The sequence below is a fragment of the Streptomyces sp. CC0208 genome (assembly GCF_003443735.1).
Classification (GTDB): Bacteria; Actinomycetota; Actinomycetes; order Streptomycetales; family Streptomycetaceae; genus Streptomyces; species Streptomyces sviceus.
Window position 1 is genome coordinate 1,105,349 of sequence record NZ_CP031969.1, and the last position, 25,124, is coordinate 1,130,472.

At 71.1% G+C, this 25,124-nt stretch carries 26 protein-coding genes and 1 tRNA gene; 14 read left to right on the forward strand and 13 right to left on the reverse strand.

Annotated elements, in window-relative coordinates:
• Window positions 1–34 precede the first annotated feature (34 nt).
• The 4 genes from D1369_RS05125 to D1369_RS05140 are packed head-to-tail and all read left to right on the forward strand — an operon-like array spanning window position 35 to window position 4,015.
• Complete coding sequence (locus D1369_RS05125) at window positions 35–847, forward strand: SAM-dependent methyltransferase (protein ID WP_118082292.1); 813 nt, start codon at window positions 35–37, stop codon at window positions 845–847.
• 38 nt (window positions 848–885) lie between these two features.
• Window positions 886–2,289, forward strand: a complete 1,404-nt coding sequence (locus D1369_RS05130; protein WP_118082293.1) for a glutamine synthetase family protein — start codon at window positions 886–888, stop codon at window positions 2,287–2,289.
• Window positions 2,290–2,291: 2 nt separating this feature from the next.
• Entirely contained in the window at window positions 2,292–3,476 is a 1,185-nt protein-coding gene (locus D1369_RS05135; protein WP_007386214.1) for an amidohydrolase family protein, read from the forward strand.
• A 2-nt stretch (window positions 3,477–3,478) separates the two neighbouring features.
• Complete coding sequence (locus D1369_RS05140) at window positions 3,479–4,015, forward strand: NUDIX hydrolase family protein (protein WP_007386213.1); 537 nt, start codon at window positions 3,479–3,481, stop codon at window positions 4,013–4,015.
• 232 nt (window positions 4,016–4,247) lie between these two features.
• Here D1369_RS05140 and D1369_RS05150 read toward each other — a convergent pair whose 3' ends face one another.
• On the reverse strand, window positions 4,248–5,186 hold the full coding sequence (locus tag D1369_RS05150; RefSeq protein ID WP_118082294.1) for a carbohydrate kinase family protein: 939 nt from the start codon (window positions 5,184–5,186) through the stop codon (window positions 4,248–4,250).
• The gene (locus D1369_RS05155) at window positions 5,183–5,869 is read right to left on the reverse strand and encodes a class II aldolase/adducin family protein (RefSeq protein WP_007386211.1); all 687 of its coding nucleotides are present in this window, start codon (window positions 5,867–5,869) and stop codon (window positions 5,183–5,185) included. The genes D1369_RS05150 and D1369_RS05155 overlap by 4 nt, the downstream gene beginning before the upstream one ends.
• A 93-nt stretch (window positions 5,870–5,962) precedes the next feature.
• On the opposite strand from D1369_RS05155, the gene D1369_RS05160 reads away from it, so the two are divergent.
• Both D1369_RS05160 and D1369_RS05165 read left to right on the forward strand, forming a co-directional pair.
• Entirely contained in the window at window positions 5,963–6,622 is a 660-nt protein-coding gene (locus D1369_RS05160) for a TetR/AcrR family transcriptional regulator (protein WP_050789797.1), read from the forward strand.
• A 24-nt stretch (window positions 6,623–6,646) separates the two neighbouring features.
• The gene (locus tag D1369_RS05165; RefSeq protein WP_007386209.1) at window positions 6,647–6,955 is read left to right on the forward strand and encodes a DUF1905 domain-containing protein; all 309 of its coding nucleotides are present in this window, start codon (window positions 6,647–6,649) and stop codon (window positions 6,953–6,955) included.
• 19 nt (window positions 6,956–6,974) lie between these two features.
• On the opposite strand, the gene D1369_RS05170 is transcribed toward D1369_RS05165, so the two are convergent.
• On the reverse strand, window positions 6,975–7,634 hold the full coding sequence (locus D1369_RS05170) for a GntR family transcriptional regulator (protein ID WP_007386208.1): 660 nt from the start codon (window positions 7,632–7,634) through the stop codon (window positions 6,975–6,977).
• 95 nt (window positions 7,635–7,729) lie between these two features.
• On the opposite strand from D1369_RS05170, the gene glyA reads away from it, so the two are divergent.
• The 5 genes from glyA to D1369_RS05195 are packed head-to-tail and all read left to right on the forward strand — an operon-like array spanning window position 7,730 to window position 13,964.
• Window positions 7,730–9,025: a serine hydroxymethyltransferase gene (gene glyA / locus D1369_RS05175; RefSeq protein WP_007386207.1), complete on the forward strand. Its 1,296-nt coding sequence runs from the start codon at window positions 7,730–7,732 to the stop codon at window positions 9,023–9,025.
• Window positions 9,022–10,242: a sarcosine oxidase subunit beta family protein gene (locus D1369_RS05180; RefSeq protein ID WP_007386206.1), complete on the forward strand. Its 1,221-nt coding sequence runs from the start codon at window positions 9,022–9,024 to the stop codon at window positions 10,240–10,242. The genes glyA and D1369_RS05180 overlap by 4 nt, the downstream gene beginning before the upstream one ends.
• A gap of 26 nt (window positions 10,243–10,268) precedes the next feature.
• Window positions 10,269–10,550, forward strand: coding sequence for a sarcosine oxidase subunit delta (locus tag D1369_RS05185; protein ID WP_007386205.1), 282 nt, complete (start codon window positions 10,269–10,271; stop codon window positions 10,548–10,550).
• Window positions 10,547–13,360 carry a sarcosine oxidase subunit alpha family protein gene (locus D1369_RS05190; RefSeq protein WP_007386204.1) on the forward strand — a complete coding sequence of 938 codons (2,814 nt, stop codon included), beginning with the start codon at window positions 10,547–10,549 and terminating at the stop codon, window positions 13,358–13,360. Before D1369_RS05185 ends, D1369_RS05190 begins: the two co-directional genes overlap by 4 nt.
• Complete coding sequence (locus D1369_RS05195) at window positions 13,353–13,964, forward strand: sarcosine oxidase subunit gamma family protein (protein WP_007386203.1); 612 nt, start codon at window positions 13,353–13,355, stop codon at window positions 13,962–13,964. Before D1369_RS05190 ends, D1369_RS05195 begins: the two co-directional genes overlap by 8 nt.
• Window positions 13,965–14,020: 56 nt before the next feature.
• Here the strand turns inward: D1369_RS05195 and D1369_RS05200 are convergent, their stop codons facing one another.
• The 3 genes from D1369_RS05200 to D1369_RS05210 all read right to left on the reverse strand — a co-directional run bounded on the left by D1369_RS05200 (window position 14,021) and on the right by D1369_RS05210 (window position 17,396).
• Entirely contained in the window at window positions 14,021–14,674 is a 654-nt protein-coding gene (locus tag D1369_RS05200; protein WP_118082295.1) for a M15 family peptidase, read from the reverse strand.
• Window positions 14,675–14,730: 56 nt separating this feature from the next.
• A complete protein-coding gene (locus D1369_RS05205) occupies window positions 14,731–16,935 on the reverse strand; it encodes a glycoside hydrolase domain-containing protein (protein ID WP_037902122.1) in 2,205 nt (734 codons plus the stop codon).
• A gap of 74 nt (window positions 16,936–17,009) precedes the next feature.
• On the reverse strand, window positions 17,010–17,396 hold the full coding sequence (locus tag D1369_RS05210) for a hypothetical protein (RefSeq protein ID WP_037902119.1): 387 nt from the start codon (window positions 17,394–17,396) through the stop codon (window positions 17,010–17,012).
• Window positions 17,397–17,647: 251 nt separating this feature from the next.
• Between D1369_RS05210 and D1369_RS05215 the strand changes: the two genes are divergently transcribed.
• From D1369_RS05215 to D1369_RS05225, 3 genes are read left to right on the forward strand one after another with little or no spacing between them, the layout of a single operon-like run.
• A complete protein-coding gene (locus D1369_RS05215; protein ID WP_007386199.1) occupies window positions 17,648–18,136 on the forward strand; it encodes a hypothetical protein in 489 nt (162 codons plus the stop codon).
• Between the two features lie 44 nt (window positions 18,137–18,180).
• Window positions 18,181–18,558, forward strand: a complete 378-nt coding sequence (locus tag D1369_RS05220) for a hypothetical protein (protein ID WP_342364929.1) — start codon at window positions 18,181–18,183, stop codon at window positions 18,556–18,558.
• A complete protein-coding gene (locus D1369_RS05225) occupies window positions 18,555–19,700 on the forward strand; it encodes a hypothetical protein (RefSeq protein WP_037902116.1) in 1,146 nt (381 codons plus the stop codon). Before D1369_RS05220 ends, D1369_RS05225 begins: the two co-directional genes overlap by 4 nt.
• 27 nt (window positions 19,701–19,727) lie before the next feature.
• On the opposite strand, the gene D1369_RS05230 is transcribed toward D1369_RS05225, so the two are convergent.
• The 7 genes from D1369_RS05230 to D1369_RS05260 form a co-directional block, all read right to left on the reverse strand.
• Window positions 19,728–21,275, reverse strand: coding sequence for a serine/threonine-protein kinase (locus D1369_RS05230; protein WP_007386196.1), 1,548 nt, complete (start codon window positions 21,273–21,275; stop codon window positions 19,728–19,730).
• Window positions 21,272–22,066: a hypothetical protein gene (locus D1369_RS05235; protein WP_037902114.1), complete on the reverse strand. Its 795-nt coding sequence runs from the start codon at window positions 22,064–22,066 to the stop codon at window positions 21,272–21,274. The genes D1369_RS05230 and D1369_RS05235 overlap by 4 nt, the downstream gene beginning before the upstream one ends.
• A gap of 428 nt (window positions 22,067–22,494) precedes the next feature.
• Window positions 22,495–22,568 (reverse strand) — tRNA-Pro (locus D1369_RS05240).
• A 91-nt stretch (window positions 22,569–22,659) separates the two neighbouring features.
• Complete coding sequence (locus tag D1369_RS05245) at window positions 22,660–23,025, reverse strand: MmcQ/YjbR family DNA-binding protein (protein ID WP_037902111.1); 366 nt, start codon at window positions 23,023–23,025, stop codon at window positions 22,660–22,662.
• 30 nt (window positions 23,026–23,055) lie between these two features.
• Window positions 23,056–23,589, reverse strand: a complete 534-nt coding sequence (locus D1369_RS05250; RefSeq protein WP_007386193.1) for a GNAT family N-acetyltransferase — start codon at window positions 23,587–23,589, stop codon at window positions 23,056–23,058.
• On the reverse strand, window positions 23,586–24,191 hold the full coding sequence (locus tag D1369_RS05255) for an XRE family transcriptional regulator (protein WP_050789795.1): 606 nt from the start codon (window positions 24,189–24,191) through the stop codon (window positions 23,586–23,588). The genes D1369_RS05250 and D1369_RS05255 overlap by 4 nt, the downstream gene beginning before the upstream one ends.
• 20 nt (window positions 24,192–24,211) lie before the next feature.
• Window positions 24,212–25,114: a LysR family transcriptional regulator gene (locus D1369_RS05260; protein ID WP_118082296.1), complete on the reverse strand. Its 903-nt coding sequence runs from the start codon at window positions 25,112–25,114 to the stop codon at window positions 24,212–24,214.
• Window positions 25,115–25,124: the final 10 nt, after the last annotated feature.

Sequence of the window (25,124 nt, forward strand, 5' to 3'; positions counted from 1 at the left end):
GCAACGGCCGCAGGCACGGAGAAGGAGCACAGTCGTGAGCGAGAGCCACACCCCGTCGGGCGCGTCGGCCAGGCTGAACACAGGTGTGGCGCACAACGCGCGCGTGTGGAACTACTGGATCGGCGGCAAGGACCACTACGAGGTCGACCAGCGGGTCGGTGACCACGTCGCCGGGATGTTCCCGATCATCCGGGAGATCGCCCGCGCGGACCGCTGGTTCCTGGGTCGCTCGGTGCGCTTCCTCGCCGAGGAGCGGGGCATCCGGCAGTTCCTCGACGTCGGCACGGGGCTGCCGACGGTGGACAACACCCATGAGATCGCCCAGCGCATCGCGCCCGACGCCCGGATCGTCTACGTCGACAACGACCCGATCGTCCTCGTCCACGCCCGCACCCTGCTGACCAGCACCCCCGAGGGCGTCACCGACTACATCGACGCCGACGTCCACGACCCGGCCGCCATCCTCGAACGGGCCGCGCGGACCCTGGACTTCAGCAAGCCGGTCGCGGTGATGATGCTCGGCATCCTCAACTTCGTCCTCGACACCGACGAGGCACGCAGGATCGCGCACGAGATCATGGCCGCGATGCCGTCCGGCAGCCATCTGGCCCTGACCCACCCCACGTTCGACGCCGACCTCGGCGGCGAGGGCCAGATCCCGGCCATGAAGTTCTGGAACGAGAACGCCACTCCGCCGATCACGGCCCGCAGCGGCGCTGACATCGCCACGTTCTTCGACGGACTCGACCTCCTCGAACCCGGCCTGGTCTCCTGCTCGCAGTGGCGTGCCGAGTCCGACTCCCCGGCCGTGGTACCGCAGTTCGGCGCGGTGGCCGTGAAACCCTGACGCGGGATCCGATCGGCCGAGCCCGTCGTGGAGGACGTATGACCACCCTTGCCGACCCCGTCCCCGGGGGCCGTCCCGGGGACGTGGACCGGGCCACCGCACTGAGTGAGGAGCTGTCCGCGAAGGGCGTGCACGGCGTGGTCCTGGCCTATGTCGACACCGCGGGCATCTGCCGGGTGAAGACGGTCCCGACGGCGAAGCTGCCCTCCGCCGCGGCCTGGGGCGTGGGCATGTCGCCGGTGTTCGACACCTTCCTGGCCAACGACTCCATCGTCACCACGGAGAGCCTGGGCTCCCCGGACGGTGATCTGCGTCTGTACCCCGATCTGGACCGGCTGGTGGCTCTGGCCGGGCAGCCCGGCTGGGCGTGGGCGCCGGTCGACCGGATCACCCAGGAGGGCGAGCGCCATCCGGGCTGTTCCCGCACGGTTCTGCGGCGGATCGTCACCGAGGCGGCCGAGCGGCACAGGATCACCTTCGAGGCGGGCATCGAGATCGAGTGGGCGGTGGGCCGCGGCCCGGCGGCGGACGGTGACTTCGTGCCCGCGGTGTCGGGACCGGCGTACGGCGCCACCCGGCAGGTGGAGCTGAGCGACTACGCGGCCGACCTGCTGGCGGCCTGCGCCGCCCAGGGCATCGAGGTAGCGCAGCTCCACCCCGAGTACGCGGCCGGGCAGTTCGAGATCTCGACGAGTGCCCTGGACCCGGTGGCGGCGGCCGACGTCAGCGTCCTCGTACGGCAGACGATCCGTGCGGTGGCCCAGCGGCACGGGCTCGTCGTCTCCTTCGCCCCGGCGGTTTTCGCGGAGGGCGTCGGCAACGGCGGCCATCTCCACCTCTCCGCCTGGCGCGAGGGCGTGAACCTGCACTCGAGCGGCAAGGGCCGGTACGGCATGACGCGCGAGGCCGAGTCGTTCGTCGCGGGTGTCCTCGCGCACCTGCACGCGCTGACGGCTCTGACCGCGCCGAGCCCGGCCAGCTATCTGCGCCTCAGACCCTCCCAGTGGGCCGGGGTGTTCACCGCCTGGGGCCGGGAGACCCGGGAGGCGGCCGTGCGGATCGTCACCGGCACGGCGGGCCTGACCGACCGGGCCGCGAACCTGGAGCTGAAACCGGTCGACCTCGCCGCGAACCCCTATCTCGCGCTCACCGGGCTGATCGCCGCCGGGCTCGACGGGCTGACCTCGGCCATGCCCCTGCCCAGGGAGATCACCGGGGATCCGGCCCTGCTCACCGCCGACCGGGCCGCCGCCCTGGGCGTCCGCCGGCTGCCGACCTCCCTGTCCCAGGCGGTCCGGGCCTTCCGCGCCGACGAACAGCTGCGGGCCGCGCTGGGTCCGGTCCTCGCCGACGCCGTGGTCGCCGTGCGCTTCGGGGAGAGCGACTCCGTGGCCGACCTGGACGACGAGCAGATCGCGGCGGCGTACCGCTGGAAGTACTGAGCATGAGCGGACGTGTCCACGAGGCCCTCGCCGCCGCCCGGCTGGTGGACCACCACTGCCACGGGGTCGTCACCGGCGCACTCGACCGGACGGGCTTCGAGTCGCTGCTCACCGAGGGCAGCGTCTGGCCGGGGATCTCGCCCTTCGACAGCCCCGTCGGCGTGGCGGTCCGGCGCCATTGCGCGCCCCTGCTGGACCTCCCCCACCACGCATCGCCCGAGGCCTACCTGGCCCGCCGTGCCGAGCTGGGCCCGCACGAGGTCAACCGCCGCTTCCTGCACGCCGCGGGCACGGACGTGTTCTGCGTGGACACCGGGTACGCGGCGGAACGTCTCACCACACCGGCGGAGCTGGCAGAGGCCGCGGGCGGGACGGCGTACGAGATCGTGCGGCTGGAGGGTGTCGCGGAGGCGGTGGCGGCGCGGGGCGTGGAGCCGGACGCGTACGCCGACATGTTCCGGGCGGCCGCTCTGGATGCCGTGGGGCGGCCGGGTGTGGCGGCCGTGAAGTCGGTCGCCGCCTACCGCACCGGCTTCGACCTGGACCCGGCGCGCCCCTCGGAGGCCGAGGTCACCCGTGCCGCCGCCGACTGGCTCGCCCGCGGCGGCCGGCTGGCCGATCCCGTTCTCGTACGGCATCTGCTGTGGACCGCCGTGGACCTGGGGCTGCCGCTCCAACTGCACACCGGCTTCGGCGACAGCGACATCCGGATGCACCGCGTGGACCCCACCCACCTCACGGACTGGCTGCACCTGACCGCGGGCACCGTCCCGGTCCTGCTGCTGCACTGCTGGCCGTACCAGCGGCAGGCCGCCTATCTGGCCGCGGTGTTCGAGCAGGTGTACCTGGACGTGGGCCTCACGCTGCACTACGTCGGCCCCGCGCGGTCCCGGGCGATCCTGGCGGAGGCGCTGGAGATCACGCCGTTCCGCAAGCTGCTGTACAGCTCCGACGCGTACGGTGTGGCCGAATTCCATCTGCTCGGCGCGCTGTCCTTCCGGCAGGGTCTGGCCGCTCTGCTCCAGGAGCGGGTGGACGCCGACGAACTGAGCCTGCCGGACGCCTTGCGCATCGCGGCCTGGACGAGCGGGGACAACGCCCGCCGTCTCTACGGACTTCCCGCCCCGTCCCCGTCCCACCAGGCGAGCGCGACTGAGCACCCGCCGTCCCCGGAAAGTATGATCTAGCAATGTCTGACTTGACCGATACCACGCCCGGCTGGCTGAGCGCCGACGATCTCGAGCAGGCCCGCGCCCGGATGCCCATCCTGTACGTCGAGGCCGTGCCCGTGCGCGTCGACGACAGCGGCGAAGTCACCAGCGTCGGCCTGCTACTGCGCATAGGACCCGACGGAACGGTCAGCCGGACTCTGGTCTCCGGCCGCGTTCTGCACCACGAGCGGGTCCGGGACGCCCTCCTGCGTCACCTGGAGAAAGACCTCGGACCCGTGGCGCTGCCCCGGATCCCGCCCTCGCTGCAGCCGTTCACGGTGGCGGAGTACTTCCCCACGCAGGGGATCACGCCGTACCACGACCCGCGCCAGCACGCCGTGTCCCTCGTCTACGTCGTCCCGGTCAGCGGCGACTGCCAGCCTCGCCAGGACGCCCTGGACCTGGTGTGGTTCAGCCCTCAGGAGGCCCTGTCACCGGCGGTGGCGAGCGAGATGCCCGGCGGTCACGGGGTGCTGCTCAAGCAGGCGCTGGCCCACGTGGGGTGCTCGATCTGAGGCATGCCCCCGGTCAGGCGGTCTGCCTGCACTGCGTCGTGCCGGGCTCGCCGCGAGCCCTTGCCTCCGTTCTGGAAGAGCGGGCCGCCCTCACCGCTGTCCTCGTCCCACGTGGGCCGGCTGCGGCGCCCGAGGTGCGAGGCGAGCCGCTTGGCGTAGCGGTGCGGGCGGTCGGTGGCGACGCGGGCTGCCCATTCCGCGGCCCACGCACACCGCACGGCAGGGATGGGTCCTAGCCGCGGGTCCTGCTCGTCATGGAGAACTCGTCGGCCTCCGCCAGGTCGAAGTCGCCGTGGTCGCTGCCCAGGCCCTGCGCCACCAGTGCCGCCGCGGCACTGCCCAGGATCGCCGCCTCCCGTGGTGTGCGGTCCAGGCTCATCCCGCGCAGGAAGCCCGCCGAGAAGGCGTCGCCGCAGCCGGTGGTGTCGACGACCTCGACCTCGAAGGCGGGGACCGTCTCCGTGCCCTCGGCGGTGACCAGGAGGGCGCCGTCGCCGCCGCGGGTGACCGCGACCAGGCCCACACCGCCGGCCAGGAACCTCTTCGCGCCGGTGACGACGTCCTGTTCCTCGCTGAAGCCGAGGACCTGGTCCTCGTTGGGGAGCAGGAAGTCGACGTACGGGAGCAGCGGTTCGATCTGGTCGAAGGTGCCGAGGTAGCCCGGGGCGAGGAGGTCCACCGAGGTGACCACGCCGTGCTCCTTGGCGTGGGCCAGGATGCGGGCGGCGACCTCGGCTCCGATCAGCTCGGGGCCGCCGAGGTGCAGGTGGCTCGCCTCGGCGACCGCGTCCCAGGGCACGTCGTCGAGGCCGTAGGTGATGTTGGCGCCGAGCAGGTGGAGGGTGGGGCGGTCGCCGTTGGGGCGGATGGGCAGGACGGTCGCGGAGGTGGAGGTGTCGATACGGCGGACGAGCAGCGAGGTGTCGATCCCCGCCCGGTCGAGGAGCTGCGTGAGCAGGTCGCCCGTCGGGTCCGTGCCGATCGCTCCCGCGGTGCGCACCGAGGCGCCCAGCTTGGCCAGGGTGAGGGCGGTGCCCGCGGCCGTGCCGGCGGCGGTCATGCGGATGTCCTCGACCAGGGTCGCGCCCTGGCCCTCCGGTATCTCCTCGACCGGCCGGACCAGGACGTCCAGCACGTGCACGCCCATGGTGACGACGTTCTGTGCCCTCATCGGGTTCCCTCCTGCGCGGATGGTGCGGATTGCGTGGTTCCGTAGTTGCGGGCGAGGGCGGCCTCGATCACCGCGATCTGCTGCTGTTCGTCGAGGACGCGGGGCTGCCCCAGGGCGGCCGCGCGCTGGTAGACACCGCAGGCCCACTCCAGGAGCAGCGCGTGTTCGACCGCCTTGTCGAGGGTCGGGGCGTGGGTGACGGCCCCGTGGTTGGCCATCAGGGCGGCGCTCCGGCCCTCCAGCGCGGTGAGGACCGACTCGGCGAGTTCCGGGGTGCCGAAGGTGGCGTACGGCGCGACCCGGACGGTGCCGCCGAGGGCCAGCAACTGGTAGTGGACGCAGGGCAGTTCGTCGAGGACGAGGGAGAGCGCGGTGGCCATCGGGGCGTGCGTGTGCACGACGGCGCCGGCGCCGTAACGGTGGTACACGCCGAGGTGGAGGTCCAGTTCCGAGGTCGGCAGCAGGCCGCCGGTCACGATCTCTCCGTCGAGGTCGACGACAGTCACCTGGTCCGGGGTGAGCTCGGCCAGGATCGCGCCGGTCGCGGTGATCGCCACCCGGTCCTCGACGCGGACGCTGACGTTCCCCGCCGTACCGATGAGCAGCCCCTCGGCCCCCAGTCGGCGGCAGGCGTCCGCCACGGCGGCCCGCTCCTCGCTCAGCGCCGGGCTTGAGTCGGTCATGCGCGCGACGCTAACCTAAACGTGAAACAAAGTCACGTTCAGGTTCGGAGGTAGTCACGTGAGGTCGTCACGTGGGTGAGCGGAGGTCAGCGCGTGGCTGAGTCCGCCTCGGACACCGACCCGGCGGCCTGGATCGCTTCCCTGCGCCGCACACCCCAACAGGCCCGCAGCCGGGCCCGGTTGGCCAGGGTGCTCGAAGCGGCGGAGCGCATCCTGGTCGAGGAGGGCGTCGAGTCGCTCACCACGACCCGGATCGCGTCCGAGGCGCGGGTGTCGGTCGGTTCGCTCTACCAGTACCTGCCCGACCGCGGGGCGATCATCGAGGCACTCGCGGTCGGCTACTTCGCGAAGCTGGAAGCGGCGATGGACGCGCTCGTCGAGGCCGCGGCGGCAGAGCGCTGGGAGGACCCCGTCGGTGTCCTGATCGACGCGTACGCCGAGATCTACCGCACCGAACACGGCTTCCGCGCCCTGTGGTTCGGCAGCGGGCTGACCGAGCGGACCCGGGCCGCGGACCGTGAGCACAAGCACCGGATGGCCGACGGGATCCGCCGCATCCTGCTCGCGCTGCGGCTCGCCGAGGACGACGAGACCCTCGCCCGCGTCTGCCACGCCGCGATCCTCGCCGCCGACGCCCTCGCCCAGGAGGCCTTCCGCCGGGACACGAAGGGGGACACGGCACTGCTGGAGGAGGCGAAGATCCTGTTGCGCGGATATCTCACGGACATCGCGGCGCGGTACAGACTGTCGTGACGTCGTCGGGACAACGGGGGTCTCATGCAGCTCACCTTCACCGGCCGGGTGATCGAATGGCGGGGCCCGGCCCCCTACTACTTCGTCCCCGTGCCCGACCAGGAGTCCGCCGACATCGGTGAGGTGGCCCGAATGGCCACGTACGGCTGGGGCGTGATCCCGGTCGAGGCCCGGATCGGCGAGGTCACCTTCACGACGTCGCTGTTCCCGAAGGACGGCGGCTATCTGCTGCCCCTCAAGAACGCGGTGCGCACACCGGAAGGGCTCGACGCGGGCGACGACGTGCGGGTGGAACTGACGGTCCGCTTCCAGACCCCGTCGGCTTGGCAGTGACCGGCCGGACCCGACGGCCTCAGATGGCCTCGCGGATGGCCTGTTCGAAGCCCTCGACATGGCTGCGGGCGAGCCGTGCCGCGGTGTCGGCGTCGCCGGAGACGATCGCCTCGATCAGCGGGCCGTGCTCCTCGACATGGCCGGCCATGTCGGACAGCCGGTCCACGAACAGGCACCAGATGCGGGTGGCGAGATTGTCGTGCCTGACGAGGGTGTCCTCCAGGTACGGGTTGTGCGTGGCGGTGTAGATGGCGCGGTGGACCTGGAGGTCCAGGTGCATGAGTTCTGCGGCGTCCCGCCCGGGGGCTCCGGCGGTTTCCAGTTCCCGCCGTAGGGCCGTCAGGTTCGCCCGGTCGGTGGCCGTGGCGCGCCGCGCGGCCTGCGCCGCCGCCAGGGGTTCCAGTTCCTGGCGCACCTCGGAGATGTGGGCGAGGTCGGTGATGTTGACCTCGGTGGCGAAGGTGCCGCGGCGGGGATAGGTCGTGATCAGGCGCTCGTACTGGAGCCGCTTGAGTGCCTCGCGCACCGGTGTGCGGCCGACGCCGAGGGACTGCCCCAGCTGCTCCTCGTTGATCGGCGCGCCGGGCCGGATCTCCAGCATGACCAGCCGGTCCCGGATGGCGCGGTACGCGCGCTCGGCGAGCGACAGCTCCTCGGTCTCGGTCGCGACCTGCTCCATGGATGCCCCCTTGACCTGTGCGGCGAGCTCCCATACCTTAGCGCACAGGCTGATATATCAGTTGCTCATTAGCTGGCTCTCAGGATGGTGCACCGATGGCAACGAGTACGTCGCCCACCTCGCCGCTCTCCCTCCCCCTCAGCGAACTCGACCCGGACGTCGCCGACGCTCTCGCCGCCGAGCTGCACCGCCAGCAGTCCACACTCGAGATGATCGCCTCCGAGAACTTCGCGCCCGCCGCCGTGATGGAGGCCCAGGGCTCGGTCCTGACCAACAAGTACGCCGAGGGCTACCCGGGCCGCCGCTACTACGGCGGCTGCGAGCACGTCGACGTCGTCGAGCGGCTGGCCGTCGCCCGCGTGAAGGAGCTCTTCGGCGCCGAGGCCGCGAACGTCCAGCCGCACTCGGGCGCCCAGGCCAACGCGGCCGCGATGTTCGCGCTGCTCAACCCCGGCGACACGATCCTCGGCCTCGACCTGGCGCACGGCGGGCACCTGACCCACGGCATGCGCCTCAACTACTCCGGCAAGCTGTACGACGTCGTCCCGTACCACGTGCGCGAGTCGGACCTGCGCGTCGACATGGACGAGGTGGAGCGGCTCGCCCTCGCACACCGGCCGAAGATGATCGTCGCGGGCTGGTCGGCCTACCCACGGCAGCTGGACTTCGCCGGGTTCCGCCGGATCGCCGACGCGGTGGGCGCGTACCTGATGGTGGACATGGCGCACTTCGCGGGACTGGTGGCCGCGGGCCTGCACCCGAGCCCGGTGCCGTACGCCGACGTCGTCACGACGACGACCCACAAGACCCTCGGCGGTCCGCGCGGCGGTGTCATCCTCAGCCGTGCCGACCTGGCCAAGAAGATCAACTCGGCGGTCTTCCCCGGTCAGCAGGGCGGTCCGCTGGAGCACGTGATCGCGGCGAAGGCGGTGGCCTTCAAGGTGGCGGCGGGCGAGGAGTTCAAGGAGCGCCAGCGGCGCACGCTGCGGGGCGCGAAGATCCTCGCCGGCCGGTTGCTGGCCGACGACGTGGCCGAGGCCGGGATCACCGTGCTGACCGGCGGCACCGAGGTCCACCTGATCCTGGTCGACCTGCGCAACTCCGAACTCGACGGGAAGCAGGCCGAGGACCGGCTGCACCGCATCGGCATCACCGTCAACCGCAACGCCGTGCCGTTCGACCCGCGCCCCCCGATGGTCTCCTCGGGCCTGCGGATCGGGACACCCGCCCTGGCCACCCGCGGCTTCGGCGAGACGGAGTTCCGCGAGGTCGCCGACATCATCGCCGAGGCCCTGAAGCGCGAACGCCCCGAGGACGAACTGCGCGCCCGGGTCGAGAAACTGGCCGCCGCCTTCCCGCTCTACCCCCACCTGGACGGAGGCCCGGCATGAGTGCCGAACCGCTGCCGGAGCACCCGGACTTCCTCTGGCGCAACCCCGAGCCGCGCTCCTCGTACGACGTCGTCATCGTCGGCGCGGGCGGTCACGGTCTCGCCACCGCCTACTACCTCGCCAAGAACCACGGCATCACCAACGTGGCCGTCCTGGAGAAGGGCTGGCTCGCGGGCGGCAACATGGCCCGCAACACCACGATCATCCGCTCCAACTACCTGTGGGACGAGAGCGCGGCCATCTACGAGCACGCGCTGAAGCTGTGGGAGCGGCTCCCGGAGGAGCTGGACTACGACTTCCTGTTCAGCCAGCGCGGAGTCCTCAACCTCGCGCACACCCTCCAGGACGTCCGCGAGGGCGTGCGCCGGGTCAACGCCAACCGCCTCAACGGAGTCGACGCCGAGTGGCTCGAACCCGACGAGGTCGCCAAGGTCTGCCCCATCCTCAACGTCTCGTCCCGCACCCGGTATCCGGTGCTCGGCGCCACCTTCCAGCCCCGGGCCGGCATCGCCAAGCACGACCACGTCGCCTGGGCGCTGGCCCGCCGCGCCGACGAACTGGGCGTGGACCTGATCCAGGGCTGCGAGGTCACCGGCTTCCTCAAGGACGGCGACCGGGTCGTGGGCGTCGACACCAACCGCGGCCGCATCCACGCCGGCCGGGTCGGTCTCGCCGCCGCCGGACACAGCAGCGTGCTGGCCGAGCGGGCGGGCATCCGGCTGCCGGTGCAGTCCCACCCGCTCCAGGCCCTGGTCTCCGAGCTGCACGAGCCGGTGCATCCGACCGTCGTCATGTCGAACCACGTCCACGTCTACGTCTCCCAGGCGCACAAGGGCGAGCTGGTGATGGGCGCGGGCGTCGACTCGTACAACGGCTACGGTCAGCGCGGCTCGTTCCATGTGATCGAGCAGCAGATGGCGGCCGCCGTCGAGCTGTTCCCGGTCTTCGCCAGGGCGCATGTGCTGCGCACCTGGGGCGGAATCGTCGACGTCACTCCGGACGCCTCGCCGATCATCGGCAGCACGCCCGTCGAGAACCTCTACGTCAACTGCGGCTGGGGCACCGGCGGTTTCAAGGCCACCCCGGCGGCCGGCTGGACCTTCGCGCACACCATCGCCACGGGCGAACCGCATCCGCTGAACGCTCCCTTCGCCCTCGACCGCTTCACGACCGGCGCGTTGATCGACGAACACGGCGCAGCAGCCGTGGCCCACTGAGGCATTCAGGCATTGAGGAGAACGCCGTGCTGCTGATCACCTGCCCATGGTGCGGGCCGCGGAACGAGACGGAGTACCGCTACGGCGGACAGGCCCATGTCCCCCATCCCGAGTCCCCCGCCGACCTCACCGACGAGCAGTGGGCCGAGTACGTCTTCTACCGCGACAACCCCAAGGGCCCCTTCGCGGAACGGTGGATGCACAGCGTCGGCTGCCGCCGCTGGTTCAACGTCCTGCGTGACACCGCCACCCACGAGGTGCTGACCTCGTACCGGCTCGACGAGCCACGCCCCGGAGGGAACCGATGACCGACCAGCGCTTCCGGCTGCCGCGAGGCGGCCGTGTCGACCGCGGCACGCTGCTCCGATTCACCGTCGACGGACGGCAGTTGACCGGTCACCCGGGCGACACCCTTGCCTCGGCGATGCTGGCGAACGGCCTCGTCGAGGTCGCCCCCTCGCTCTACCGGGGCCGCCCGCGCGGCATCGTCTCCGCGGGTGTCGAGGAGCCCAACGCCCTGGTCCAGCTGGGCGGTTCGTGCTCGGAGGGCATGCTCCCGGCCACGACCGTCGAACTGTACGACGGCTTGTCCGCCACCACGCTCTCCGGGATGGGCCGGCTCGACCCCACTCCGGATCCCGCCGTCTACGACAAGAAGTACGTCCACACCGACGTCCTGGTCGTCGGCGCCGGACCGGCGGGCCTCGCGGCGGCCACGACTGCCGCCGCCTCCGGCGCCCGCGTGCTCCTCGTCGACGAACAGCCCGAGCCCGTTGACGGGGAGCGCTGGCAGGAGCTGCGCGCCGCCCCCGAGGCCCTCGTCCTGCATCGGACCACGGCTTTCGGGTCGTACGACGACAACTACGTGCTGGCCCTTGAGCGGCGCACCGACCACCTCGGCGCCGACGCCCCCGAGGGTGTCTCGCGGCAGCGACTGTGGCACATCCGCGCCCGTCAGGTGATCCTGGCGACCGGGGCGCACGAGCGTCCGCTGGTCTTCGCGGGCAACGACCGGCCCGGCGTGATGCTCGCCGGGGCCGTGCGCACGTATCTCAACCGGTACGCCGTGGCCCCGGGTTCACAGGCCGTGGTGAGCACGACCAACGACAGCGCCTACGACACGGTCGCCGATCTGTGTGCCGCCGGGATCTCCGTCGCCGTCGTCGTGGACGCCCGCCCCGAACTCTCCGACCGGGCCGCCGAGGTGGCCGAGCTGACCGGGGCGCGGGTGCTGACGGGCAGCGCGGTGGTCGGTACGGCGGGCGAGCACAGGCTCATCGGCGCCACCGTGCAGACTCTCGACGCCGACGGTCAACTCGCCGGTGAGCCGCAGTCGTTCGCCTGCGATCTGCTGGCCGTGTCGGGTGGCTGGAGTCCGGTGGTGCATCTGCACAGCCAGCGTCAGGGGCGGTTGCGCTGGGACTCCGACCTGGTGGCGTTCGTGCCGGACGGGGCCGTACGGGATCAGCAGGTGGTGGGGGCGGCCCGGGGGACGTACGACCTCGACGGCTGTCTGGCCGAAGGGACCCGGGCCGGAGCACTGGCGGCGACAGCGGCGGGGTTCCCGGTGCCCATACCGGCCGAGCCCGTACGGCGTGCACCGGGGCCGACGCGCGCCCTGTGGCTGGTGCCCTCCGCCGAGGGCGAACCGGGCACCTGGGACAGCCACTTCGTCGATCTCCAGCGTGATGTCACGGTCGCCGACGTCTGGCGCTCCACCGGCGCCGGCATGCGCGGCGTCGAGCACGTGAAGCGCTACACCTCGCTCGGCACGGCGAACGACCAGGGCAAGACCTCCGGCGTCAACGCGATCGGGGTGATCGCCGAGGCTCTCGGCGGCTCGCTGGGGGAGATCGGCACCACGGCCTACCGGGCGCCGTACACGCCGATCGCCTTCGCCGCCCTGGCGGGGCGCGAGCGCGGAGAGCTGTTCGACCCGGAGCGGACCACGGCGATCCACAGCTGGCATGTGGCGCACGGTGCCACGTTCGAGGACGTCGGGCAGTGGAAGCGCCCCTGGTACTACCCGCAGGCCGGTGAGGACATGGACGCGGCCGTGGCACGCGAGTGCCGGGCGGCCCGGGAGGGTGTGGCGTTCATGGACGCCTCCACCCTCGGCAAGATCGAGATCTGGGGCGCGGACGCGGGCGAGTTCCTCAACCGGATCTACACCAACGCCTTCAAGAAGCTGAAGCCCGGCACCGGGCGGTACGGCGTGATGTGCAAGCCCGACGGCATGATCTTCGATGACGGGGTGACCCTGCGCCTCGACGACAACCGCTACTTCATGACCACCACGACCGGCGGCGCCGCGAACGTCCTGGACTGGCTGGAGGAGTGGTCCCAGACCGAGTGGCCCGAACTCGACGTGCGCTGCACCTCGGTGACCGAGCAGTGGGCGACGATCGCCGTCGTCGGCCCGCAGTCGCGCGCGGTCGTCGGCCATCTCGCCCCGGACCTCGACCTGTCGAACGAGGCCTTCCCGTTCATGGCCTTCCGCGAGACGACCCTGGCCTCCGGCATCCCGGCCCGTGTCTGCCGGATCTCCTTCTCCGGCGAACTGGCCTACGAGATCAACGTCTCCGCCTGGTACGGGCTCGCGGTCTGGGAGGAGGTGGACGCGGCCGGCCGGCCGTACGGCATCACCCCGTACGGCACCGAGACGATGCACGTCCTGCGGGCCGAGAAGGGCTACATCATCGTCGGCCAGGACACCGACGGCACGGTCACCCCGCAGGACGCCGGCATGAGCTGGGTGGTCTCCAAGCAGAAGGACTTCATCGGCAAGCGGTCCTTCGCCCGCGCCGACACCGCCCGCACCGACCGCAAGCAACTGGTCGGGCTGCTTCCGGCCGACCGCACGACCCGGCTGCCCGAGGGCACCCAACTCGTCGCGCCGGACGTCGACTTGGGGACGGTGCCGGTGCCGATGCTCGGCCATGTCACCTCCAGCTACCACAGTCCGGCCCTCGGCCGCCCGTTCGCCCTCGCCCTCGTGGCCGACGGGCAGGCGAGGAAGGGCCAGACGCTGCTCGCCCCGGTGGGCGAGGCCCTGGTGCCCGTCGAGGTCACCGACTTCGTCCTCTACGACCCCGAAGGGACCAGGCGAGATGGCTGAACCGATCATGGCGGGACCGGCGGCACTGCGTACCAGCCCGCTGGCCCACCTGGAGGAGCGGATGCGCGCCGCCGCCGTCACCGGTACCCGGGGCGTCACCCTGGCCGAGCTGCCGTTCCTCACGATGGTGAACGTGCGGGTCGACCCCGCGTCCGCGGCGGCCGACCGGATCGGGAGGACGCTGGGGGCGCCGCTCCCCCGCCGATGCGGCGACACCGCCGCGAGCACCCACCGTACGGCCGTCTGGCTGGGCCCCGACGAGTGGCTCGTGATCTCCCGGGCCGACGCCGACATCGTGACGGCCGAGCTGCGGGAAGCCCTCCAGGGCGCCCCCGGCTCGGTGGTGGACGTGTCGGCGAACCGCACCACCCTCGAACTGAGCGGCCCCTCCGCCCGCGAGGTCCTGGAGAAGGGCTGCCCGCTGGACCTGCACCCCCGCGTCTTCGGCCCCGGCCACGCGGTGTCGACGACGGTCGGCCCCATCGCGGCACTGCTGTGGCAGACCGACGACACCCCGACCTACCGCCTGCTCCCGCGGTCCTCGTTCGCCGACTACCTGGCCCGCTGGCTCATCGACGCGATGACCGAGTACGGCCGACCGTAAAGCGGACGCTCCGTCGTGCGCCATCGCGCACACCGTGCGGTCCCGGACATCGACTGTCAGGCGCCCAGGGAGAGCGTCCCCGCCCCCTGGCCGGGTATGTCCTCCCAGCCTCGAATCCTGGCCGCGAGCCGCTTCAGGCGCGCGTCCGAGGGGGCTACGTCGATCTGGAAGTGGGACTCGTTCGGGCGGCGGAAGTCTCCACCCCAGGCCACCACGTCCTGGCATTCCTTGAGGATGTCGCGGACCGTGGCCAGTTGGTGGGGGAAGAGACCGCCCTTGGCGCCGTCCGGGTACCAGGTCGGGCGTATCGCGACCGCGGTCCCCGAGGCGTGGTTGGTCGCGCGGCCCTTCAGCGTGCCGTCCGCGGGGCGGAAGCCGATCACCTCCCCGTCAACGAGTGTGTCGATCTCGTAGTGGTAACGGCGGATGACGTGTACGAGCACGGTGGCGGCCTCGCCGATGCGCAGGGCCACGGAGACCGAACTGCCCGGCACCTGACGGGTCCAGATGGCTCCCGAGGTGTCGGCCTGCGATTCCGTCGGCCAGCCGTTGGCGCTGGTGTGGTGCGCGGGCGAGCCGTCCGCGGCCGTTCGCGTGGACGCGGACGCCGGGGAGGGGACCGCGAGAGTGGCGAGGCCCGCCGCCGCGGTCAGGCCGAGGCCGGTGCGCAGTACGCGGCGGCGCGGCGGGTGTGGGGATGAGAGGGTCACGTCCGTCCTGTCTGAGAGTGTGGACTGCGATGGGTGCGATCGATGCGATCGGTGCGTCACAGGCCGCGCAGGGGCGCGTTGTACTTCTCGAACACCTGGTGGAGGCCGAGCATGGCCCGGCCGTAGTCCTGGGCTCGCTCGTCGGTGCCGTTGTAGCGGGCCAGTGTGAGGCGGGTGTGCTCCTCGCTGGTGAACATGGACGGCCGGGGAACGCCGACGTCGTCGGCACCCTCGATCAGGACCGTCGGCACGGTCCGGATGTTGTAGTCGTGGTTGTCGTGCAGTTGCTGCCAGACGTTCCACAGGTCGTTCTCGTCGGAGGGGAGCATGAGGCTGCCGCCGATCAGGCCGGCCAGGATGCAGTGGTTGCGGCCGCGGATGGCGGTGGCCGCGAAGATCTGCGCGAGACCGGTACTGGAGTCGGTCTTCGTGCTCAGCCCTGTTCCGTCGTAGTGGTCGATGACCGCCTCGTCGCCGACGACGTCCAGGCTGTTGTACATCCGGATCTCCCAGAGCAGCGGGGCCTGGATGATGGCCTTGCGCATTTTGAAGGTGCGCGCGAGCTGGGTGACCAGCCCGTCGAAGCTCATCACCAGGTCGAACGCCTCGGTGGTCGACCGGTACGTGAGCACCTGGGCGCCCTGGTTCCCGCCCGTCTCCGGCACGCCCATGCTGTTGAGGAGATACGACTGGACGTCCGCGAGCAGCGCGCCCCGCATGGACATGTCCATGTTGACGTCCAGGATTCCGGTGACCTGCTCGGTGCCGTAGGTGTTCTGGCCGGTGTCACGGCCCGACACGATGTCGTTGTCGATCTCGATGAGGCCGCTGCCCGCTCCCACCGAGACCGTGGAGATCTGGTCGAAGGCCCAGTCGTCGGGCAGCGGATAGCCGAGATTCCCGGAGAAGCCCGTGGACATGTCGCAGACGAAACTCGCCGAGGTGTAGCCCGCGGCGGCGACCCGGCTGCAGACGTTCCGGGGTCCGTAGATGCCGGTCAGGTACCCCTGGCCGTGCTCGTTCATGATGTCCCGGATGCCCCGGAAATGCGGCAGGATGTTGTCGGTCACCTCGTAGTCGAGCGCGTCGAAGTCGACGGCGAAGTAGATACGGGTGCCGGGTTTGAAGCCGTAGTACTTGGCCCGCTCGATGGCCGCGAAGGCGTCGGCGATTCCCTGCGCGCGGCGGAAGTAGGCCGCCTCCCCGCCCCAGGTCTGGTAGATCGGGAAGCAGCTCAGACCGTAGGCGGCCATCCGGCTCAGCTCACCGAGCTTGATCTTCTTGTCGAGTGAGGTGCCCGGGACGTTGGACAGGTAGCGCCCCACGATCTGGTACCCCGCGTCCCTGAGCGCCGCCGCCCGCGCGTCGGTGACCTCGGTGACACAGTCGGCCGCGGTCCCCCTGCGGGTGGCGTCACCGGTGGACACCAGCAGCGAGGCCCAGGTCTGGAAGTCCCCTCGGCCGGTGACCGGGAGCTTCGCGAAATTCTGGAAGCTGCGCACGCGTGTTGCCAGGTCGGCGTTGAAGGCGCTGCTGAACAACACCCCATCGCGCTTGTTGAAGATCATGGCGGCGGTGAAGAGACTCACCCAGGTCCCCGAGGAGCCCTCCGAAAGGGGGTTGTTCCTGATGCCCTGCTGGGTACCGGGGCCGAAGACCCCGTTCGCGACGTCGTCGCTCATGCCGATCTCGTACTGGATCGCAAGCATCAGTGCCTTCTGCACGTCCCGTGAGAAGTGACCGTCGCACGGCACGATGAAGAAGTTTCGGCGGCCGACATAGCGGCCGTTCATCCACTGCTGTACCGCGCGGGTCGGCTCGCTCCCGCCCTCGGTGACGACATAGGCGTCCATGGTGAGCAGCGCCTTGAACACCTTCGGCGGTACCCCGTCCGCAAAGGCGCCGTCGACGCCCATGTTCTGCTTCAGCTCGCGGACCGACGCCGCTACGGAGTCGTTGTAGGTGCCGTCGATGCCGCCGCCGTCGTAGCCCTTGCAGTACAGCGCGGACTGCACGATCTTGAGGACCTTCTCGTGCCGGGTGCCCGCATTGATGACGGGGTGGCGGGCCTGGAGGGTGGCGAGCGTCGTCGGGCCGAAGCTGTCGGACAGGGAGGTGATGCCCAGCTCGTACTGAAGCGCCCGGGTCAGCGCGAACATGACGGTCCAGCCGGTGCGGCCGTTCTCCTCGACCTTCGGGATTCCGGCGACGTTGTAGGAGTTGATGAACTTCTGTGCCTCGACGACCATTTGGTCGGCCATGCTGTGTCCTTTCACGCGCACCTGGGCTGCGGCGGGAACGGGTCGGATGCGCCGGCGCGGACTACGAGGCCGCGTCAGCAGCGCTCGACACCGTCGATCCAGTTGGTGGCGTTGTCGGTGTAGTAGCTGGCCATGTAGCCGCGGTGGCCACTCGCGGTGAGCACCCAGACCCAGTAGGGGTTGCCGCCGACGCTCTGATCCCCCTCCTGCTGGCAGTACACCCACACCTGGGCCGGGCTGCTCACTGTGGTCTGCACGTCCGGACAGTTGGCGGCCGACGGATACAGGTAGCAGTGTTCCCCGCCACCGGCACGGACATTGACGCCGGAGGCCCAGACGCCGTAGTAGCCGGCGCCGTGACCGGTCGCGTGGGCAGCGCCCGCCGTACCGAAGACGAGGCCGGCGGCGGCGATGACGGTGGACGCCGTGGCCGCGGCGGCGGCTCTCACGGAATGGATCATGAGTGATTCCTCCTTGGGACGGCCGAACAGGCCTTGGAAGCAAAGGTGCTGACCCGAAACAGCGACGTGGCCAGAACCTAGCGAGGGAACAGCTGTCGAGGTCCTGACAAATGTCAGGGCAACCGAGGGGCCCACGGCACCCTGACATCCGTCAGGACCGCCGGTCCCCTTCCCCTTTCTAAGGTTCGAGTCGTCTTCCAGGCCCGGCGGTATCGCAGGGCACCCTCCACAGACAGGAAGAGACAGCTCCCATGCGTCCGTTCCGCTCCGCTCTCGCCGCGGCCGCCGCCCTGACCGCGATCACCACCGGCGTCCTCGTCGCTCAACCGGCGCAGCCCGCACACGCCTTGGCCTCCGACTGCGAAGGCGGCGCACATGGCTTCCGCGACCACCCCGACGACGCCGAGGGCGACACCGACAAGCCCGCCGACTTCAGTCTCGGCAGCGTCCGCATCACGCTGGAGAAGGGCTCCTACGTCGGCCAGCAGATCGCCTTCGGAAAGATCAGCGGCCGGACCCAGCCCGGCGACAACGTCTGGATGGACTGGCGTGCCGACGGCTGGGACCGCGATCGGAACGCCATGTCCCCCTGGCTGCAGTGCGGGCCCTTCACCGTCCGCTCAGCCGGGCAGAGCCTGACCACACCGTTCCGCCGCACCAGCACCGACCCGCAGTACCAGTTCCGCGTCTGCGGCTCGCTGAAGTCGGACGGCGTGGTCCGCTGCTCCAACTGGTGGTAGAGCCCCGCCCGCCGTTCCCGCTTCCCGGCATTCACCCGAAAGGCATGACCATGCGCAGAATCCTGCGCGGCGCCGCCGCGCTCGCTTTCACCGCCGCCGCCGTTCTCACCGGAGCCGCCCAGGCCCAGGCCGAGGGCGGCACATGGGACGGCTGCCCCTACGGCGCCGTCTGCATCTACCCGGAGAACGTGACCCCGGCCACCAACCCGCACCCGAGCCACATCTTCTACTCCTACGGCTTCCACCCCATCTACAACCAGTACGGCAACCACTGGGTCTTCAACAACCAGTACGACGGCGCCCTGGTCGAGCTGTGCGAGTCCGTCAACACGGACTGCCACGAGTCCATCCCTCCGCAGGAGGGCTGGTACGTCGACCTCGGGCCGATCAACTCCCTCAACCTCAGGGAGCACTACCAGTGAGGCGCCGACTTCTCGCCGCCGCCGCCGCGCTGCTGCTGATCGGCGGCGCGGCGGGCTCCGCCGCTGCCGACGCCCCGACCGGACAGCCGGTCCGTCCCGCCGCCGCGTCCGCCGAGGTACCCGCCGGCGTCAGCGCCGGGGTCGCCGTCTTCGACCGGCAGACCGGTACCTTCACCGAGCAGCTCAACACGAGCACCCGCTTCCGGTCCGCCTCGGTCGTCAAGCTGCTGCTGGCCCTGGACTACCTGTGGAACCGGGGCCCCGACTACACCGTGCCGGCCGCCGACCGGGCGTGGCTGGAGCCGATGTTGCGCGGCAGCGACGACGACGCGGCCAGCGCCTACTGGTCGGACCACGGCGGTACGGCGATCATCACCCGCATGGTCGACCGCCTCGGCCTCAAGGACACGGCACCGCCGCCCACCGGGTACGAGGGCTACTGGGGCTACACCGCACTCTCCGCCCGCGACACGGTGACGATCTACCGCTACCTCCTGGACTCGGCGCCCGGCCCCGTGCGCGACTTCATGATGGGCAATCTGCGCCAGTCCACCCGCTGTGCCTCGGACGGCTTCGACCAGCACTTCGGCATCGCCGGGGCGTTCGACAAGCCGTGGGCGGTGAAGCAGGGCTGGTCGGGATCCTCGTACGAGAAAGGCACCTGCGGCCAGAAGCGCACCGCGACCGCGAGCGTGGCGCGTGCGGGGAGTCCGGCCGCGGACGTGGATCTGACGCGGCCCGCGCTGCACAGCACGGGCACCGTGGGAGCCGGTGACCGGTCCATCGTGGCCGTGTTCACCCTGCATCCCGTCGGCACCTCGTACGGGAAGGCGTACACGGACATCGGCCGGCTGACCCGCTCCCTGAACGTTCCCGGGGCCACCCGGTCCGCGGGATGGTGGTACGGCACGTGGAGCGACCATGTGAACGTCCGCCCCGACCCCGGCACCGGCAACTCACCGATCACCCAACTCCCCGCAGGCGTCGAGGTGTTGGTGGGCTGCCAGGCCAAGGGCGAGGTGGTGAACGTACCGCCTTACACCAACGAATGGTGGGCGTACCTCCCCCAGTACAACGGCTGGATCTCCAACATCTACATCAACTCGCCCGACAACAAGATGCCGGACGTCAAGGACTGCTGAGCGGCCTTGGACGACAGCTCCGCCACCTCACCGCTCGTAGTCGGCGAGGTAGCGGAGCACTTTCTCGACGTGGGGCTTCACCCGTTCGGGGACGCCGCCCTCTGTGATGACCGTGCGGTCGCTCGTGCGGTAGCCGGCCGCCATCAGCGCGGGAAGGTCCTTGGCGGGCATGTCGGCCTTCTTGAACTGCTGGTCGAGCCAGCACACGTACAGCGACATCGTGGAGATCGCGTCCGGCGGCGACCGGTAGTCCTTGTCCCCGTCGCCGTCGCCGTCGACCGCCCAGGCCCGGAACACCGACGGCGTCCACATGGCGATGCCGTACTCCTCGCTCGCCGGGCGGGCCGCGTTCACGTCGAAACCGCTCTCCGCCTTGAGCATGGCGGCGAGAAACGCGGGCGTGACCTCCGCGTCGGTGCAGCGGTGGGCTGCCTTCACGATGACCGGTCTCAGTGCCGCGGGTACGTCGGAGTCCTCCGGGATCTCCTCGGCGGCCGGGCTGTGCGTGCCGGTGGCGACGGCTCGTGCACCCCGCCCCTGGTCTTCACCGTCGCCTCCCCCGCTTCCGCCGCCCCCGATCAGCACGGTCCCGGCGATGGCGGCAGCCGTCGCCGCGGCCAGCGCCATGGCGGCGGCCGGCAGCAGGCGACGCCGGCGACGCGGGGTCGCCAGTTGCTCGACCCGGGCGGACAGGCTCGCGGCGGTGTGGCGCAGGCGGCCCGCGTGATCGGGCGCCAGACAGTCCCCGATGAGCCGGCGCCAGTTCTCGTCGAGTCCCGCGTCCAGACGCAGTGGCGCGGTGCCGCGGGCGTAGGCCTGCGCGGCAAGCGAGCGGGCACGGGCGGTGGCGCCGGGGAACGGGTGGAGGCCACCGGTGAGCACCTGGTGGGCCAGGACGCCGAAGGCCCAGATGTCGGCGGTCGGCCGCACCATCGTCCCGTCCGCCCCGGTGCGCTGGGACCACCACTCGGGCGGCACATGGTCGAGCGTGCCGAGCGGCGGCACATAGGCGTGGGTGCCCTCCAGTTCGGTGGCCAGGCCGAAGTCGGCGAGCCAGACCGCTCCGTCCGCGCCCAGCAGCACGTTGGCGGGTTTGAGGTCGCCGTGGACCCAGCCGGCGCCGTGCATATGGGCAAGTCCGGCGGCGACGCCGCGCAGGACCCGCGGGGCGTCCGGGATCGGGCGGCCTGTCGCGGCAGCATCCAGCACCTGACGCACACTGGCCTCGGCCCGGTCCATGACGAGCGCGATGGCCCCGTCCAGCGCGGGCAGGTCCGGCGCGTCCACGGTGCACACCGCGTGTGTCCGTACGAGGTGCGGGTGGTCCGCCTCGGCACTGAAGCGCACCTCGCGCGCGACGAGTTCGCCGAGTGCGGCACGCTGACCGGGTGCCAAGGCGCCGGTGGGCAGCACCTTCACCGCCACGACCGTGCCGTCGGCGACCGCGCGGGCCTCGTACACGGTCCCCCAGCCGCCCGACCCGATGACGGCGTCCAACTGCCAGCCCTCGATGCGGAAACCCGCCGGCAGACGCGGCATTTCGAGAGCGCCCTGCTCGGCGCCTGAGGAGGTCATGCGCCGTTCTCCTGCGGGACGGGCCGTCTGCGGGACGGCAACAGGGCGAGGTGTTCCTCGCGCACCAGGCCGAAGCGCAGGGCGAGGGAGGCCAGTCGAGCGCGCTTCACGCCGGTGCGGCCGTTGCCGTCGGCTCCGGGCTCGTCGCCGAGGTCCAGGCGCAGCTTGGCGAAGGACAGGTAGTCGATGTGGTAGTTCACCGCGGAGCGGGTCAGACCACGACAGCTCTCCAGCGGGCGAAGTCGCTCCGCGATGTCCCCGGCGCCCGGCAGTACGTCGTCCGAGGGGTCGCGCAGCCGCGGCTCGCACAGGGCCACCAGCACCAGGAAGTACTTCGCCGTCGCATCGAGCGCGTAGGGATGCACGGTCAACTCCCCGGCGCCTGGCGGAGACTGCTCGTCCAGATAGGCGTGCTGCGGTGCGAACACCTTGAAGTCGACGGTCCCGCCCAGCGCGGGCAGGACGACTCTGGAGAACTCGAAGGGCACCGGCGCTCCGAGCCGACCTGGCGCGACGGTGATGTATTCGCCGGCCCCCTCCAGGTTCTCGACCACATACGCGGTGTCACGGCTGAAGTTCGACAGCCGCCAGTAGTCCTCGGCCGCCTCCAGCCGTCCCGCCCGCCGGGAGATTCCAGGGTCGGGCAGGACGATGGCGACTGCCCGGCCGCCGGGCATCCCGCGCCCGAAGTCGGCCACGTCCCCCGGTCCCATGTGCAGCAACTCGGGTCCGCCGACGTCGACTTCACTCGGCCGTGACGGACCGGGCGGTTGCACAATGATCGTTTCCATACCGACTTTCCCCCGATGTGGTCGCCAGGATTGTAGAGACGCCTGGAGGTTTCCGCCGACCCGGTGCCTGCGCACGGGGCAGGGCGCATCCCTCGGTCACAGTCGCCGCTTCGCCGCCGCCTCGTGAGTGGAACGTTCGCCACGGCGCGCCGGCTTCTGGTCAAAAGCCGCACGCGTGACGTCGTCACCCATGCCAGGCATCGTGTACGGGCCGATTCCAGGGGTGAGAGCACGAGGCACGACCACTAGGACGATCGGCCGATCATCCCGGTTCCCTGCGCGGGGCCGACCACTTCGGAGGTCGAGGCCAGGGTCCGGTGGCCACCCTGCCACTACCGGTCACGCCGACCCCCACCTGATCCTCAAAAATGATCAAGGGCCGGTTTCGGATGCCTCCGAAACCGGCCCTGAACTGCAACTGTCTCCAGTCGGGACGACAGGATTTGAACCTGCGACCCCTTGACCCCCAGTCAAGTGCGCTACCAAGCTGCGCCACGTCCCGATGCCCGCCTGACCTGGGCTTTCCCCTGGCCGAACGCGCAGAGAAACCATACCGCACTCGGGTCGGTGGTCGCGCACCCCTTTCGCCCGCCTCACCCCCTGGGCGGATCGGGCAGCCCCAGCTCCGGATACGCGTCGAGCAGCCGGGAGGGGGCCGCCTGGCGCCAGGAGTCGGCGAGGATGTCGCGCAGTTCGCCCTCGTCCTCGATCGCGGCGAGACGGGCGCGCACCCACGCGAACTGCGCCTCGTGGTCGGCGATCCAGAACTTCCCCGGCTCGGCCAGCACCAGCTCGTCGCGCTCCTCCTTGGGACAGCGCACGGCGATGGAGGTCTCGTCCTCGGGCAGCGTGGCGAACATCTTGCCCGCGACCCGGAACGTGGGCATGCTCCAGGCGATCTTCTCCGTCGTGTCCGGCAGGGACAGGGCGACACGGCGTACGTCTTCGGCGTCCGGCATGACAGGCACCGTAGCGGCTGCCTCTGACAATCACCTGGTCGCAGTGGTTGCCCCGAGCCGCTTGTAGTAGAGGGTCGTCGGCCGCAGCACCCCGGCGGGGTCGGCCGCGTAGTCGGGGATGACGCCGGCCCTGGCCCAGCCGGCGGAGCCGTAGAGCCGCTCGGCGGGGCTGTCGGTCTCGGTGTCCAGGTGGAGCAGGGTGATTCCGGCCGAGCGGGCGGCGTTCTCCGCGGCGCCGAGGAGTCGGCGCCCGAGTCCCTGGCCGCGTGCGTCCCGGTGCACCATCAGCTTGACCAGTTCCGCGCGGTGGCGGGAGTTGGGCTTGTCGGGGAAGGCCAGACTGACGGTGCCGACCGCGCGGCGGCCGTCGTACGCCGCCCACACCGCCAGGTGTCCCGTGGCCACCGCGCCGACGCGCTCCTTCCACCAGGCGACGGCGGCCGCCCGGTCCATCGGGGCGAGGAACCCGATGGAGGCGCCGCCGTCCACGGTATCGATGAGCAGATCAGCCAACTCGTCGACAGAGTATGCCAGTTGGACCTCGTCGAGGCGGTTGACGATCACGGCAGGACCACCGCCAGCACATACCGCACGGCGTCGGGGCCCGCGCACCGGAACCGCGTCGGCCCCCACACGCGCAGCCGCAGACAGTCCCCGGTGTCGAGGTGGTGCTCGACGTCCTGGGCGGTGACGTCGAGCGCACCCTCCAGGACCCAGATGTGCTGCTCCAGACCGGGTACGGGCGGCCGGTCGTAGGCGAGGTCGGCACCGGCGGCGAGCCGCCCCTCGACGAGTTCACCGCGCAGCCCGGGGTGCGGCGGCGACACGGACCGCCGCACGAACCCGGCGGCCCGGTCCTCCCACACCGGCTGCCCGGCGCTGCGCACCAGCGGCGCGGGCTCGGCCTCGGCCTCGATCTCGCTGAGCAGCTGGGACATGGTCCGCCCGTACACCCCGCACAGCCGGTTCAGCAGCGAGGCGGTGGGGCTGATCTCGGCCCGCTCGGCGCGGGAGAGGGTGGACTTGCTGACACCGCTGCGCTCGGCCAACTCGCCCAGCGACCACCCGCGTTCGGCCCGCAGCTCGGCGAGCCGGACGCCCAGGCGGGTGTCGACGGGGTCGGGCTCGGGCTCATAACGTCTCACATTCGGGAAGCTATCCCACATACGAGAAACCGCGCCAGTCCCTATGCCCCGGCAATGGCTCCGAGCGCGTCCAGCACCGGACGGATCAGGGGATGTTCCTCCGCTCCCCGCCGTACGGCCGCGAAGACCCTGCGCGTCGGGGCGACCCCGTCGACCGGCCGTACGACCACTCCGGTGAGGTCCATCCCGATCAGGGCCGAACGCGGCACCAACGCCACTCCCGCGTCCGCCGACGCCAGTGCGACCACGGCACGGAAGTCGTCCGAGGAGTGCTCCAGGCGCGGCTGGAATCCGGCGTGCTCACAGGCGAGGACCACCACGTCGTGGCAGGGGTTGCCCGGGTAGGGGCCGATCCACGGGTCCTTGGCGAGCTCGGCCAGCGGCACCTCGCCCGCGTCGGCCAGCCGGTGACTCACCGGGACGACCGCGTCGAAGGGCTCGGCGTACAGCGGCACGTGCGCCAGACGGGGGTCGTCGGCGGGCGGGGCCCCGCGGTACTCCACCGCGACCGCCACGTCGACCTGCCGGTCCAGGACCATCGGCAGGCTGGCGTCGCCCTCGGCGTCCTGGACGCGGAGGTGGATACCGGGGGCCGTCGCGGCGAGGCGGGCCACCGCGGGCGCCACGACCAGGGCGATCCCGGTCGCGAAGGAGGCGACGGTGACCGTGCCGGCCGCACCCGAGCTGTAGGCGGCCAGCTCGGCCTCGGCCCGCTCCAGCTGGGCGAGGACGGCGTTGGTGTGGCTGAGCAGGATCTCCCCCGCCGGGGTCAGCCGTACCCCCTTCGCGCCGCGCTCGACGAGCCGGTGGCCGGTCTCCTGCTCCAGGGCCGTGAGCTGCTGAGAGACCGCGGAGGGCGTGAGATACAGCGCGGCGGCAGCCGCCGTGACCGTGCGGTGGTCGGCCACCGCACGGAGGATGTGGAGCCGCCGCGCTTCGATCATGGGATCGATT

What these genes read in the sequence shown, in the direction of transcription:
- D1369_RS05130 (WP_118082293.1), top strand. Translation starts at nt 886, where the DNA reads ATGACCACCCTTGCCGACCCCGTCCCCGGGGGCCGTCCCGGGGACGTG.
- D1369_RS05135 (WP_007386214.1), top strand. Translation starts at nt 2,292, where the DNA reads ATGAGCGGACGTGTCCACGAGGCCCTCGCCGCCGCCCGGCTGGTGGAC.
- D1369_RS05140 (WP_007386213.1), top strand. Translation starts at nt 3,479, where the DNA reads ATGTCTGACTTGACCGATACCACGCCCGGCTGGCTGAGCGCCGACGAT.
- D1369_RS05150 (WP_118082294.1), bottom strand. Translation starts at nt 5,186, where the DNA reads ATGAGGGCACAGAACGTCGTCACCATGGGCGTGCACGTGCTGGACGTC.
- D1369_RS05155 (WP_007386211.1), bottom strand. Translation starts at nt 5,869, where the DNA reads ATGACCGACTCAAGCCCGGCGCTGAGCGAGGAGCGGGCCGCCGTGGCG.
- D1369_RS05165 (WP_007386209.1), top strand. Translation starts at nt 6,647, where the DNA reads ATGCAGCTCACCTTCACCGGCCGGGTGATCGAATGGCGGGGCCCGGCC.
- D1369_RS05170 (WP_007386208.1), bottom strand. Translation starts at nt 7,634, where the DNA reads ATGGAGCAGGTCGCGACCGAGACCGAGGAGCTGTCGCTCGCCGAGCGC.
- glyA (WP_007386207.1), top strand. Translation starts at nt 7,730, where the DNA reads ATGGCAACGAGTACGTCGCCCACCTCGCCGCTCTCCCTCCCCCTCAGC.
- D1369_RS05180 (WP_007386206.1), top strand. Translation starts at nt 9,022, where the DNA reads ATGAGTGCCGAACCGCTGCCGGAGCACCCGGACTTCCTCTGGCGCAAC.
- D1369_RS05190 (WP_007386204.1), top strand. Translation starts at nt 10,547, where the DNA reads ATGACCGACCAGCGCTTCCGGCTGCCGCGAGGCGGCCGTGTCGACCGC.
- D1369_RS05195 (WP_007386203.1), top strand. Translation starts at nt 13,353, where the DNA reads ATGGCTGAACCGATCATGGCGGGACCGGCGGCACTGCGTACCAGCCCG.
- D1369_RS05205 (WP_037902122.1), bottom strand. Translation starts at nt 16,935, where the DNA reads ATGGCCGACCAAATGGTCGTCGAGGCACAGAAGTTCATCAACTCCTAC.
- D1369_RS05210 (WP_037902119.1), bottom strand. Translation starts at nt 17,396, where the DNA reads ATGATCCATTCCGTGAGAGCCGCCGCCGCGGCCACGGCGTCCACCGTC.
- D1369_RS05215 (WP_007386199.1), top strand. Translation starts at nt 17,648, where the DNA reads ATGCGTCCGTTCCGCTCCGCTCTCGCCGCGGCCGCCGCCCTGACCGCG.
- D1369_RS05220 (WP_342364929.1), top strand. Translation starts at nt 18,181, where the DNA reads ATGACCATGCGCAGAATCCTGCGCGGCGCCGCCGCGCTCGCTTTCACC.
- D1369_RS05230 (WP_007386196.1), bottom strand. Translation starts at nt 21,275, where the DNA reads ATGACCTCCTCAGGCGCCGAGCAGGGCGCTCTCGAAATGCCGCGTCTG.
- D1369_RS05235 (WP_037902114.1), bottom strand. Translation starts at nt 22,066, where the DNA reads ATGGAAACGATCATTGTGCAACCGCCCGGTCCGTCACGGCCGAGTGAA.
- D1369_RS05245 (WP_037902111.1), bottom strand. Translation starts at nt 23,025, where the DNA reads ATGCCGGACGCCGAAGACGTACGCCGTGTCGCCCTGTCCCTGCCGGAC.
- D1369_RS05255 (WP_050789795.1), bottom strand. Translation starts at nt 24,191, where the DNA reads ATGTGGGATAGCTTCCCGAATGTGAGACGTTATGAGCCCGAGCCCGAC.
- D1369_RS05260 (WP_118082296.1), bottom strand. Translation starts at nt 25,114, where the DNA reads ATGATCGAAGCGCGGCGGCTCCACATCCTCCGTGCGGTGGCCGACCAC.